The organism is Pedobacter glucosidilyticus DSM 23534, from assembly GCF_000425145.1.
Taxonomy (GTDB): domain Bacteria; phylum Bacteroidota; class Bacteroidia; order Sphingobacteriales; family Sphingobacteriaceae; genus Pseudopedobacter; species Pseudopedobacter glucosidilyticus.
In genome coordinates this window covers 22,781-36,237 of the sequence record NZ_AULF01000032.1, presented here as the reverse complement: position 1 = coordinate 36,237, position 13,457 = coordinate 22,781, and the positions used below count along the sequence as shown (strand labels likewise).

12 protein-coding genes are annotated in these 13,457 nt (G+C 33.6%); 3 read left to right on the top strand and 9 right to left on the bottom strand.

All coding sequences use genetic code 11. The features are described 5' to 3' along the window. Positions 1-59: 59 nt before the first annotated feature. Together H510_RS0110785 and H510_RS0110780 are read right to left on the bottom strand one after the other, a co-directional pair. Positions 60-635: an OmpA family protein gene (locus H510_RS0110785; RefSeq protein ID WP_026904342.1), complete on the bottom strand. Its 576-nt coding sequence runs from the start codon at positions 633-635 to the stop codon at positions 60-62. A 60-nt stretch (positions 636-695) separates the two neighbouring features. Continuing rightward, complete coding sequence (locus tag H510_RS0110780) at positions 696-2,525, bottom strand: MutS-related protein (RefSeq protein ID WP_026904341.1); 1,830 nt, start codon at positions 2,523-2,525, stop codon at positions 696-698. Between the two features lie 95 nt (positions 2,526-2,620). Here H510_RS0110780 and rlmH point away from each other — a divergent pair, with 95 nt between their 5' ends. From rlmH to H510_RS0110765, 3 genes are all read left to right on the top strand, one after another. Further along, complete coding sequence (gene rlmH, locus H510_RS0110775; RefSeq protein WP_026904340.1) at positions 2,621-3,094, top strand: 23S rRNA (pseudouridine(1915)-N(3))-methyltransferase RlmH; 474 nt, start codon at positions 2,621-2,623, stop codon at positions 3,092-3,094. Positions 3,095-3,312: 218 nt separating this feature from the next. After that, a complete protein-coding gene (locus tag H510_RS18690) occupies positions 3,313-6,414 on the top strand; it encodes an AsmA family protein (RefSeq protein WP_051291152.1) in 3,102 nt (1,033 codons plus the stop codon). A gap of 18 nt (positions 6,415-6,432) precedes the next feature. Continuing rightward, the gene (locus H510_RS0110765; RefSeq protein WP_026904339.1) at positions 6,433-6,846 is read left to right on the top strand and encodes a hypothetical protein; all 414 of its coding nucleotides are present in this window, start codon (positions 6,433-6,435) and stop codon (positions 6,844-6,846) included. A 242-nt stretch (positions 6,847-7,088) separates the two neighbouring features. Here H510_RS0110765 and H510_RS0110760 read toward each other — a convergent pair whose 3' ends face one another. The 7 genes from H510_RS0110760 to H510_RS0110730 all read right to left on the bottom strand — a co-directional run bounded on the left by H510_RS0110760 (position 7,089) and on the right by H510_RS0110730 (position 13,439). Then, entirely contained in the window at positions 7,089-7,604 is a 516-nt protein-coding gene (locus H510_RS0110760; RefSeq protein ID WP_026904338.1) for a UpxY family transcription antiterminator, read from the bottom strand. Positions 7,605-7,667: 63 nt separating this feature from the next. Then, positions 7,668-8,318: a DedA family protein gene (locus H510_RS0110755; RefSeq protein ID WP_026904337.1), complete on the bottom strand. Its 651-nt coding sequence runs from the start codon at positions 8,316-8,318 to the stop codon at positions 7,668-7,670. Between the two features lie 12 nt (positions 8,319-8,330). Next, on the bottom strand, positions 8,331-9,023 hold the full coding sequence (locus tag H510_RS0110750; protein ID WP_081659261.1) for a DUF4397 domain-containing protein: 693 nt from the start codon (positions 9,021-9,023) through the stop codon (positions 8,331-8,333). 122 nt (positions 9,024-9,145) lie between these two features. Further along, complete coding sequence (gene dnaN, locus H510_RS0110745) at positions 9,146-10,270, bottom strand: DNA polymerase III subunit beta (protein ID WP_026904335.1); 1,125 nt, start codon at positions 10,268-10,270, stop codon at positions 9,146-9,148. A gap of 48 nt (positions 10,271-10,318) precedes the next feature. Beyond that, a complete protein-coding gene (gldG, locus tag H510_RS0110740) occupies positions 10,319-12,004 on the bottom strand; it encodes a gliding motility-associated ABC transporter substrate-binding protein GldG (protein ID WP_026904334.1) in 1,686 nt (561 codons plus the stop codon). Then, positions 11,998-12,726 carry a gliding motility-associated ABC transporter permease subunit GldF gene (gldF, locus tag H510_RS0110735; protein ID WP_026904333.1) on the bottom strand — a complete coding sequence of 243 codons (729 nt, stop codon included), beginning with the start codon at positions 12,724-12,726 and terminating at the stop codon, positions 11,998-12,000. The genes gldG and gldF overlap by 7 nt, the downstream gene beginning before the upstream one ends. Next, positions 12,726-13,439 carry an ATP-binding cassette domain-containing protein gene (locus H510_RS0110730; RefSeq protein WP_026904332.1) on the bottom strand — a complete coding sequence of 238 codons (714 nt, stop codon included), beginning with the start codon at positions 13,437-13,439 and terminating at the stop codon, positions 12,726-12,728. Before H510_RS0110730 ends, gldF begins: the two co-directional genes overlap by 1 nt. Positions 13,440-13,457: the final 18 nt, after the last annotated feature.

The window sequence follows — 13,457 nt, the reverse complement described above, 5'->3', positions numbered from 1 at the left end:
TTTAATGGCGTATGGTTTGCCCACACCTCTTTTTGGAAAATCTTTATTGGCTGGTTAATTTACAAAGGCTTTACTTCTACCCTTCTATTTTTTGCTCTTCCAGCTTCTGTATCATTGGATACTAATGGACTAGATTCGCCAAAACCTTTAACAACTAAGTTGTTAGATTTTATACCATTATTTACCAAATAAGCTTTAACGGCATTTGCTCTGTCTACAGAAAGCATCATGTTTCTTTGCTCGGTACCTTCTGCAGATGAATGACCATTTAACTGAAATTTAGTATCGGGTTTACTTTTCATCATCTTAGCTATACCATCTAAAACTTCATAAGAAGATGTTTTTAATACAGATGAGTTGAACTCAAATTGAATATTTTGATAATTAAAGGCTTGTTCTACAACTTCTGGGCAGCCATTTGTACTTGCTGTCCCTTTCTCTTCTGGGCATTGGTCCTTATCATCAGGAATACCATCACTATCTGTATCTTTTACCACTGGTGCTGGTGGAGGCGTTGGTGCAGGTGTTTCGGCTACAGGTTCTGGTGCTGCTGGTGCTACAACTTTTTTAGATTTACATGAACTGTAAAAAATTGCGATGGCTAATAATGCCACTAAGGTTAATTTTGTTTTCATTCTTTCTTTATTTATGGTTCGAAATTAAACATTATGTATACAAACTAAGCTTTATCTTATTTATTTTGTTACTATAGAAATATCATCATCAATATTTAAACCAATGGCTTTTAAAAGTAACGAAGCATTAAAAGTTTCGCATTTACCTTTTTTTATTTTATAATCAAAATACATTTCGTTTTCTTGAAGCTGTATATCAAAATGGAAATTTCTAAGCTGCTGTGGATATTCTTGTTCTAAATCAGCAATTTGCAAATCGTGAGTAGCAATAAAACCAGGTGTTTTTTGCGCTATCAGTTTCTTAATAAACACTTTGGTGCCTAAATATTTGTCTTTACTATTGGTTCCACGAAGCATTTCATCTATCAATACAAAAGTTTGCTCTTTTTGCTGTGTAAAATCTAAAATCATTTTTAACCTATCAATTTCTGCTTTAAATGTTGATGTTTGATTTTGTAGAGAGTCTTTAATCCGCATATAGCTTACTAAATTAAAAACCGAGGTATTGAAACTTGTGGCACAAACTTTAGCACCTGCAAAAGCCAAAACCATATTAGCCCCTACTGTTCTTAAAAATGTGGATTTTCCAGCCATGTTAGAGCCGGTGATAACATCTGTTGTAGGGTGCTTAGCTAAAGAAAAATCATTACTTACCCGTTTACGGAAAGGAATTAAAGGATGTCCTAATGCTTTACTTTCTAGTGTAAATACGGATGATATTTGAGGATATATCCAATGAGGATGATTGTGGGCCAAATTTGATAAACTTAATAAAGTTTCTATCTCCACCATCACCTCAAAACCATTAACAATACTGCTTTTATATTGGTTTTGCCATTTCTGGAGCTTAAAAAGCACTCTTAAATCCCATTGCAAAAAAAGGTTAAGGAAAGTACCAACCAGCATATTTAATCTGTAGTTGAGATTTACTAATATATTACCCAAGCGTATCAGTTGCAAGCTTAAAGGTACTTCTTGATGTATTTGGGAGAGCAAATTTTTCATTAAAGCATTGTTCCAATGTTTACGCTCTATCCATTGTAAGTTTTGGGCATAGCCGTCTAAAGCGTTGGCGGCTTTCTCTACCCTGAGGTGTAAAATATCTATTTTATTTTTAAAAAAGCCATAAAAAACACCGTTTAACAACAATACAATACCTAAGATACTCCACCAAATACCACCCCAAAGCAAGGCAACAGTTAATACAGAAAGATTAATAAAAGGTAAAATCCTGACTGCATATTTTAATGATTTACTGTTTAAGAACTGTAGTAAAGTAGCTAAATCATGAGCTATAAAATTTGATAATTGGTTTAGCAAGTTTGGCTCAAGTAAAAATATACGTGTTCTAAAATCAACGCCCTCTTTTTGTAAGTTAGTAAGTTCTTTTACAGCTTCTTGCCTGGCTTCTATGATGGCTATTTGTGCGGGGGCTTGTAGCCAAGAAGCCAAAAGTGCTTTTGCTTGGGTAGAAACGCATCTGTTGATGTAATGAAACAAAGATTGTGCGCCAAAAACATCCAAATCATCTGTATAAGCATGCTGTGCCGAGCTAAAAGTTTGGCCATCATCATATATATTTTTACCGCCGTTAAGCACTTCTATTTCATTTTGTAAGAGTTTTAGTTTAGTTTCTTTAAAAACCAGCAGGTTTGTTTTCTTCTGTTGAATTTTCACCAATATCAGAAAACCTAAAAACAAACATAAAGCGATAACAGCTACAGCAATTAAGCCCGCATTAAAGAATGTATAAACCAGTAAAATGGCCAATAAAAACAAAGCTAAGCGACCATAAGCGTACTGATTAATGATTTTTTTTAAGGATTTAATTTGTGCCGTAAGGCTCGAAATTTGTAATTGATAATCTTGTAGAATATCAGTTGTTAACATGATTATAAAATTTTAAGGCAAGATATTAAAACATTTTACCATATTAAGCTCTTAAAACAGAAAAGGCAAATTGCTTTTACAAACAACACTTAAAAATGAAAGTTACCCTTTTAACCGTCGGCAAAACAGAAGACAAATACATCCTAGAAGGGATAGAAAAATATCTTAAAAGGTTAAAACACTACATCAAATTTGAGTTGATAGAAATCCCTGAACTCAAGAAGACTAAAAGTTTAAGTGAAGATCAGCAAAAAGCAAAAGAGGCCGAAATGATTGCTAAATACCTTAATCATAGTGATTATTTAGTTTTGCTTGATGAAAAAGGCAAAGAACTAAGCTCTATGCACTTTGCAGATTTTATGAATAAAAAAATGATTGCCAGTGTACAAAATTTAGTTTTTATTGTTGGTGGGCCTTATGGATTTGATGCCAGCTTACACCAAAGAGCACATGATAAATTATCGCTCTCTAAGATGACATTTTCACATCAAATGGTACGCCTTTTCTTTATAGAACAAGTTTACAGAGCCTTTACGATACTTAAAGGAGAACCTTATCATCACGAATAAAAAGAAATTTATGTTGGGATATAAAAGAAAATATCGTTTTAAGACCGAGCAAAGTAGCAAAGAGAAACGTCTGTTTTGGATATTATCTATCTTAGTGAGTATCTTTTTTATTGCGCTTTATTATTGGATGAAGTAAAACATCAAACCATAACAAAAAATTAATTTAATTAAATATAGGATTTTATCATATTTTGTAATGAATTAATTATCATTTCATTGTGCTTCATTCAAAAATCGTTAGAATTTTTAAAATAATTGGTGTTGGTATTGCATTTATTTTAGCTACTCTTTTTATTATTCCTCTCTTGTTTTCAGATACCATCAATACAAAAGTAAAAACTTGGGCAAATGCCAATATCAATGGCCAGTTGGCTTTTGAGGACATTAATTTATCTTTCTTTAAACACTTCCCTGCTTTAACCGTAACCCTATATGAGGTAAACCTTAAAGGATCTGTCCCTTTTGAAAAAGAAACTTTATTTAAGGCAAAGGAATTGGCTTTAGGGATCAACTTATCTACCTTGTTAGAAGAAAGAATTGTTATCAATAAGTTTTTTGTAGACCATGCCGATATACATGTTTTGGTAGATAGCCTAGGAAACGCCAATTACAATGTTTATAAAAGCACTAAAAAACAAACAAGCTCAGAGACTAGCAGTGAAACATCTTTAGGTATAGAATTGATTAAAATAGAAAATAGTAAACTTACTTATCATGATGAATCTTTACCTATGCACATAAGCGCAAAAGGTTTTAACTATACCGGGAAAGGCGACTTAAGTAAGGCTATTTTTGATTTATATACAGAGGCTCGTATAGACTCGGTAGATTTTACTTATGCTGGGCAAAACTACTTTAAAAACAAAAAAATTGACGCTAATTTAATCACTAAAATCAATACCTCCTCTCTGGCTTTTGTATTTGAGAAAAACGATATTTTAATAAATCGTTTACCCGTAACATTTAACGGAAAATTTGAGTTTTTAGAGAATGGTTACGATATGAGCTTTGATATCACCTCTAAAAAAAGCCAATTGAAAGATATTTTTACTGCTTTACCTCCCGATTATTTAGGTTGGTTGGATGAGACAGATATCAAAGGATTGGGCGAGATTGCTGTATCTTTAAAAGGGCAATATATAGCAGAACAAAATAAAATGCCAGATTTTAACATGAATTTAGCTATCAGAGATGGATATATAGCCCATCAAAAAGCTAGTATTCCTGTTAAAAATTTATTTTTAAATATGGATGCAAGCTTACCAAAACTAGATCCAGAATTGCTTTATTTGAATATTGATTCTATTTATTTTAATGTAAATGATGATTTTTTTAGTGGTATTTTAAAGGTTAATGGCTTAAGCAAACCCAAGATACATACCAATATCAAAGCTAAAATGGATTTAGAGCAGTTAGACCGAGCTTTAGGCATAACCGCTTATGATGTTAAAGGACTATTAACGCTTAACTTACAAGCCAATGGCAAATATGCTACCACCATTAAAAAAACTGGTGTTAGAAAAACTGATACTCTTGTAAGTAGTATTCCAACATTTAAACTGAATAGCAAACTGCAAAACGGATATTTTAAAGTAGCACAATTGCCGCAAGCTATCCGTAATATTAGGTTTAACTTAGAAGCTGCTTGCGCTGATAGTTTATATCAAAACACCTATCTGAACATAAGTGATTTAAACTTAAATGTACTATCTAACTATATAAAAGGCTACGCCAAAATTGCTAACCTTAAAACTTACCCGGTGGATATAAAGCTAAATGCTAAATTCAATTTAGCCGATGTTGCCTCATTTTATCCGTTAGATAGTCTTATCCTTAAAGGAAAAATAAATATGGCTGTACTAGCTAAAGGTACCTATGAGCCTAAAAAGAGAAAATTCCCTGTTACTAAAGCTAATCTTAGCCTCCAAAATGGCTTAATTAAATCTGCTTACTCGCCACTTCCAATTGAGCAAATAGAAATTCAAACAGCTATAAGCAGTAGCAGGGGTTCCTATAAAGATATTAAAGTAAATATCTTGCCTATTTCTTTTAATATAGCCAACCAGCCTTTTAAATTACAAGCTCAATTACAAAACTTTAGTAATCTTAAATACAGCATTACCTCTAAAGGTAATTTAGATATATCTAAAATTTATCAAGTATTTGCTGTTAAAGGTTATGATGTTTCTGGCTTTATACAAACCGACTTTAATTTAAGTGGTTTACAAAGCGATGCAACAGCTAAAAGATACCACCGCTTAAACAATAAAGGCAACATTACTGTTGATGATTTAGCATTACAGTCCGATTTATTTCCTCTGCCTTTTTATATCAAAAATGGGAAATTTAGTTTTTACCAAGACAAGTTAAGGTTCGATAATTTCAAAGGTATTTACGGTGAAACCACCATTAATCTTAATGGCTATTTAAATAATATTATTGATTATGCTTTGAAAGAAGAAGCTCCGTTAAAAGGTAATTTTAATATTTATAGTGCTTATATTAATGCTAATCAGTTTATGGCTTTTGCCGATGCTGGTAGCACTAGTACTGTAGCGCCAGCAAATGCCGGCGTGATTATGATACCGCAAAATCTTGATCTTTCTTTAAACGCAACAGTAAAGAAAATTAATTATGATGGTTTAAACATCAGCAACTTTAAAGGGCAAGTTATCAGTAAAAATCAAACTTTAGAACTCAAAGATACCGGTTTTGAGCTTGCTGGTGCAAAAACAACTATGAATGCCAGTTACAAACCTCTAAATCCTAAAAGGGCTCAATTTTATTATCAAATAAAGGCTGAAAATTTTGACATACAAAAAGTATACAAAGAGGTTAAAATGTTTAGAGATATGGCAAGTGCAGCAAAAAACGCATACGGGCATGTATCCTTAAATTACCAACTTAGCGGGAAACTTAATGAAAGCATGTACCCTATTATGCCTAGCTTAGCCGGAAAAGGTAGTTTAACTTTAAATAATATTAAGTTTAAAGGTTTTAAATTACTCAATCAAATTGCCAGAAAAAGTTCTTATGAAAGCTTAGAAGATGCCGATGTTAATAAAGTTGAGATTAAAAGCAGCATTAAAAATAATATCATGACTATAGAACGTACCAAAATGCGCATGGCGGGTTTTAGACCTCGTTTTGAAGGGCAGGTAAGTTTAAATGGTAACATGAATATGGCTATGCGTATTGGCTTGCCTCCACTTGGTATTATAGGTATACCTGTTAAAATTACGGGTACACAAGAAAAACCAGTTATTAAAATTGGTCGTCAAACTAAAGCTGATGAATTAGAAGAAACAACAGAAGAATAATTATTTTAAATCAACAACATGAAAAAAATCATTTTTACCCTTTTAACCACTTTGGTGGTACATGCAGTATCGGCACAAAGCTTATTAAACAAAGTTAAAAGTACTGCAGAAAGTACCCAAAACTCTACTAATGGCATACTGGCAGCATCAGCAAAAGATATTATGGCAAAGTTAGGTCCTACTTTGGCTTTATCTGCCATACAAAAGCCAAAAGTTTTAGAAGCTGTAAGTAGTTTTGCCACTCAAAAAGCGCAAATTTTGCCTTTGTTAAATACAGATAAGGCTGCTTATGCCAGCAAGTTAACAGGTTTACAAAATACTTTATTTCCAAAATTAAAAAGCATTTTAACGGTGGCACAATACAGTAAATTTCTAGGTTTAAAACCTAAAGCACCGTCTGCAACTGATGCGCTTTCGGCTTTGTTTTTTTGATAAACTAAAAATAATTTTGAGTTAAGTATTTGTTTATTTTAATCAATAAAGCAGCTTTATAGAAGCTCAACAAATAATTTCCATGAGAATAAAAAAGAGGTTGTCTTAATCATTTTATGATCCGGATGTGAGTGTTATAGAAACATGTTCTGGTATTTTCAAGGCAGGCTTCAATTGCCATCAGCCTGACGACATAAAATGGTACTTTAAAGACAGCCTCTTTGTCAAATTAAAACAACTAGTTAAATGTTAGCGGGTATGATATCAGAGGCATTAATATTTAAAATTAATGACTGTCCTAAGGCATCAAGTCTTAAGATAACCCTTTGTTGTTGTTTCCATGAGACCAATTCGGCTTCATAACCTTTAAGTTTTCCAGAAATGATTTTTACTTTTTGTCCTTTTTCTAACTGATCGAAAGTAATTTCGGGCTCTGCCTGCCCGTTTAAATAGTTTTGTAACATTTGGATTTGCTTATCTGGGATATAGGCAATTTCACCAGAGAAATATATAAATCTTACGATACCATGGGTTTGTACTACTTGGTCGTATTCTTTGTTAGATAGGTATACAAACAGGTACGATTTAAAAAGAGGTTCTTCTATCCATTTCTTTCTATCACTCCACTGTCTTAAAGTTTTTTGTAAAGGCAAATAAACCTGAATACCACGTTTTTTTAAGTTCTCGGCGGTTTTCTTCTCTGCTCTTGGAAGTGTATATACAGGATACCAACGGTAATATTCATCTAAATTGGCCATAAATGGAATTGCTCAAAAATTAAGAGAAAAATTTAGCGTTTTCAACTCGGTATTTGACTGTAATCAGGTATTTTCTGTTTTAAATTTTGCTTTTAAAACTTCTATCACCGGAGGCATAATAGATACAATGATGATGGCTAAAATCACTAAACTAAAATTCTTTTGTATAAATGCCAAATTACCAAAGAAATATCCTAAAAACAGGAAAATCGCTATCCATAAAAATGCCCCAATAACATTAAAAGAAGCAAATTTTTTATAATCCATCTCGCCGATACCGGCAACAAAAGGAGCAAATGTACGCACAATAGGTACAAACCTTGCGTAAATGATGGTTTTACCACCATGTTTAGCAAAGAAGTTTTGTGTTTTTACCAAATAATCTTTTTTAAGAAACGGTATTTTACCGTTAAATGCCCTTATACCGTAACGCTTACCTAGTTCGTAATTTAAAGAGTCTCCGGCGAAAGCTGCTACAAAAAGTAATACTGCTAATAGATAAATATTTAAACCTGTATTACCTGTGCCTATTAAGGCTCCTGCCGCAAATAACAAAGAGTCGCCAGGTAAAAAAGGAGTTACGACAAAACCTGTTTCCGCAAAAATAATCAGGAATAGGATAAGGTAAGTCCAAAATTGATAATCTCGGATGATTTCACTTAAATGGCGGTCTATGTGAAGTATAAAATCTATTAATTGTCTAATAAGTTCCACTGAAATTTGATTTTAATATTGAGCTATGATGGTATCGGCTCTTAAGCCCGTTCTACTTGCAGTATCAACTAAATTGCTAACAAAAAGGGTATATATACCGCCGTTTTCAAAATTATAAATAGGCAAATTAAGCCATAATGATCTATCGCTGGAAGCTAAAACTCTTAAACTATAGGTTTGAGCGTCTAGTTCTACAAAGTTTGAAGCTGTTCTGTAGGTAGCATTGTTAAATAAAGCTGTACTATCAGAATTGATAACATTAAATGCCGGGGCATTTGGACTTAAATTGATAAATCTAAGTTTGGCTTTATTTAGTGCTGGTGTATCTATATTATCTAAAGTTGCTACGTAAAATAAGGAAGTATCTGCCACAGCACCACTTAAAAACAAGGAATGACTTCTACCTGGTTGTAAAAATATATTTTGGTTAAATAGTGTTCTCGACCCTTGCCTTACTTCTGCCAAGAATGTGCCGCTTCTGGAAACAGTTAAATAAGTTGTATTATCTCTGAAAGTTAAAGGCGAGGCGTTTAGCTTTTCTCCGTTGAGGTAAAAATCTACACTGCCTACATCCGGAGAAGCATTAATCAGCATGATACGTGTGGCCGAAGTAGGTTGTGGTACAACCTCGGTTGGATCTGTACAAGAAATCCAGCCTAGAACTACCATACTAAAAAATGCAAATATCTGAACTATATTTTTCATAAGGCTGCCGCCAATATTAACCAGTCTTAATAACGCACAAAGGTATTGCTTTTTATAGATTATTTTAAAATATAAATGGCCCGATAAATATCAGGCCACTTCATATAAAATTTGATGTTTAACTATGCGTAATTATTTAACATTACCGGCATAACCAACATTAAAATATCTTCATTTTCATCTTTGATACTTGGGAAAAGTAAACCTGCTCTGTTAGGTGTAGACATTTCTATGGTAATTTCCTCGCCAGATAAGTTATTTAACATCTCTATTAAAAACTTAGCATTGAAACCTATTTCCATATCTTCACCATCGTATTGGCAGCCAATACGCTCATGAGCTTCGTTAGAAAAATCAATATCTTCTGAAGAGATGTGTAACTCGCTACCGCTGATTTTTAATCTTACTTGATGTGTAGTTTTGTTAGCAAAAATAACTACCCTTTTTAAACAGTTCAGGAATAAACTTCTATCTAAGGTTAATTTATTAGGGTTATTTTGAGGGATTACCGCCTCGTAATCTGGATAACGCTCATCTATCAACCTACAAATTAAGCTGATGTTAGCAAATTTGAAGAAAGCACTAGTTGCGTTATATTCTACTGCTACATTTACATCTTCTGCCGGTAATGATGATTTTAAAAGGTTTAAAGCTTTTTTAGGTAAGATAAAAGATGTTGCACTTTCTGCTTGTGCATCATTTCTTCTGTATCTTACTAATTTATGTGCATCAGTAGCAACAAAAGTGATATTTTGAGGAGATAACTGACAAAAAACACCTGTCATAGCTGGGCGTAATTCATCATTACTTACAGCAAAAATGGTTTTGTTAATAGCTTCTGCTAAAACAGATGCTGGTAAATTAACGGTAGCTGCATTTTCTACTGTAGGGATTTTAGGGAAATCATCACCGTTTTCTCCGCTTAGTTTATACTTACCGTCTCCGGCACTAATCTCAATAGCAAAAGTTTTATCATCTACAGAGAAAGCAACTGGCTGCTCTGGAAGTGTCTTTAAAGTATCTAATAATATTTTAGATGGCACTGCAATTTTACCACCTTCTTTAGACTCTACAGCTAAAGAAGTAATCATACTCGTTTGTAAATCTGTTGCTGAAATTACCAAACTGCCCTCTTTTATCTCAAATAAAAAGTTTTCTAATATGGGTAAAACAGCACTGCTGCTTAATGCGCCACTTACTGCTTGTAAATGTTTTAATAACGTTGACGTAGAAACAATGAATCTCATCTTATCGGTTGTATTTAATGCTATTATTAAGTACCAAAAATATAAATTTTAAGCAGTATACCTGCGTTTCCTATAAATATGTTGAAAAATTCCAAAAACTACAATTAAAACAATAGGAAACAGCATATTTATAAGCTGCCATGTTAATTTCTCTTCTACAATTTTAGCTTTATCCAATAATCTTAGTTTAATTTCTTTGCTACGAAGCTTAATAAGCTCCGCATCGTTGGTTAAATAATCTGCTAAATTGAGTAAAAAGGTTTTGTTACCGAAGGTTTGTTGGGTGTAACGGTCGTAACCCAACGGAAAAACAGAACCATCTGTAGCACTTATCTGATTTCTAAGTACATCGCCATCACTAAAGACCACCATTTTGGTAAACTTACTTTCTGGAATAAAAGCAGAAGCTGGAATACCATCTGGCAACATTCTGTTTTTAAATGTGGATGTAAATTTACCCTCAACTAAAACACAAACTGGTTTGGGCTCGCTTTGGAAAGTTTTTGGATCTGGTGTTTGCTCTACCATGTTTAAAGAAATTAAGGTAGGTGTATTTAATTTTCTGCTAAAAGGAGATGTTGTTAATAATACTTCTTGTCTTAAACCATCAACTGCAATGGTATCTATGGTGTTGATAAACTCGGTTTTGATACCTTCTAAATTCTTAACTATTGGGTTGCTAGAAAAAGGCATGATAATAGGATAAAACAACCAAGGCACCATTTGTATTTGCCCCTCTCCTGCTATATTCCCCACGTTAAGAGGAATTTGCATACAATTCATATCACCAACCAAATCATAGTTTATGCGGATGCCGTATTTAAATAATTGATCATCAAGATTTAGTTTCTTCGGGAACGCAAGCTGCTCGCCATTACCTTGCTGCATGCTATCTAGCTCGGCATGTACTTGGTCTATAGCCCAAAAAACTTTACCGCCTTGCATCAGGTATTGGTCTATTTTAAATTTCTCTAACTCTGTAAATTCTTCATTAGGCTTAGGGATGATGAGAAGTTTTATCTTTTTCAAACCTTCCCAAGTGATTTCTTTTAAATCTACCCTACCTACCTCGTAGCCTTCTGACAAGGCTTGCATAGCATCCTGAAGTTGCAAATCAGTAAGTTCGCCATGCCCTTCTGTTAAAGCTACACGAGGTTTGCCACCCGCTGTAATTTTTTTTATGGTTGATGTAAAAGCGTATTCTAAATTTTGGATAGAATTATTCAAAACCTCTTCAGGATTTAAGCCTATTCTGGTTTGTAAAAGTTTAACAGGTATTTCTCTATCCTTAAAACTTACCATAGCCGCTGGGAATATAAGTTTTTGCGTTAAACCACCTTCTTGCTTAACGCTAAGGTTTGTGGGTTCTATACCTTTATTGTACAGCTCTTCAAAAAACACTTGTTGCTCTTGCTGATTTTTATCTGCCGCAGGGTCTATAAACTCAAATTGAAGGTTTGAGCCTGCATAAGCTTTATAATCACCTAATAAATCTTTCGTTGCACTTCTTAACCTTTTAAAGCCAGCCGGAAAATCTCCTTCCAAATAAACCGTTACTTTAACAGGCTCTTTTAAATTGCGTAATATTTCTTCTGTAGTGGTAGATAGGGTAAATCTTTTCTCTTTGGTAAAGTCTATCCTGGTAAAGAAAAACTGAGCAAAAACTTGCACCAAAACAACTGCAAATAGTACCAAAGCTAAATGTAGCAGGTCTTTTTTCTTTTGATTTACCATTTTCTGCCTCCTAAAATAGTTTTTGTGAGTACCAAAAAAACGGTAATCAAGCTTAAGAAGTACAATAAATCTCGGGTATCTAAAACCCCTCTACTGATAGCCTGGTAATGATGATTAATCCCTAAATTTATAATGACATCATCTATTTTTTGTAGAGCTAAAAGCTGGCTGATAGCATCAAATCCGCTGAAAGCGAAAAAGCTTAAAAAAACTGCAATAGCAAAAGCTATGATTTGATTTTTAGTGATAGATGAACAAAAAACACCTATAGCCACATAGGCTGCACCCAATAATATCAAACCGATGTAAGAACCTATAACAGCGCCAGCATCTACATTGCCTTCAACAGCGCCTAAATGATAAACGGTATAATAATAAATCACGGTAGGTAAAATGGCTATGATAACCAAGGCTAGGGCGGCGAGGTATTTGCCTAATACAATTTGCCAATCTGTAAGTGGTTTGGTTGCCAATAACTCAAATGTACCTTCCTTTTTTTCTTCTGCTAAAGAGCGCATGGTTATAGCAGGTATCAAAAACATGAATAAATATGGCGCTATATTGAATAAACTATCCAAACCTGCATAGCCGTAATCTAAAATGCTGGTATCTGGAAAAATCCATAAAAACAGACCCATTGCGGTAAGAAAAATAACAATGGTGATGTAAGCTACCAATGAGCTGAAATAAGAATTAAGTTCTTTTATAAATATCGTTAGCATTAATTCTCTTTGGTTAAAGCTACAAATATAGGTTCAATATTTTGGGTATGATACTTTTGTAATAGTGTTTCTAAACGGTAATGAGCAACAATTTCACCTTTATTGATGATGATGACATCGTCACAAACGGCCTCTACCTCTTGCATAATATGGGTTGATAAGATGACAGTTTTGGTTTTCCCTAAATCTTTAATCAGCTTTCTAATTTCTATCAGTTGGTTTGGGTCTAGGCCCGATGTTGGTTCATCTAAAATAAGTACTTGGGGGTCATGAATGATAGCTTGTGCCAAGCCAACCCTTTGTTTATACCCTTTTGATAGTTGGCCGATTTTCTTATGCTGCTCTGGCCCTAAACCTGTAAGCTGTATAACTTCCTGAATGCGTGTTTTAGGGTTCTTTATTTGATGTATATCGGAAATAAAGGCCAGAAACTCTTTTACATACATTTCTGGATATAATGGATTGCTTTCTGGTAAATAACCGATATGCTTTTTAGCATCAAGCGTATGGGTATTTACATCAAAACCACAAACACTAGCATTTCCGGCGGTCTGAGGTAAATAACCTGTTAAAATTTTCATAGTTGTTGATTTACCCGCCCCATTAGGCCCAAGGAAACCTAATACCCTTCCAGGTAAAGCCTCAAAAGAAATTCCGTTAACTGCTTTTTGAGCACCGTAAACTTTATATAAACCAGATACCTTTACAGACATGGCGCAATTTAACAATTT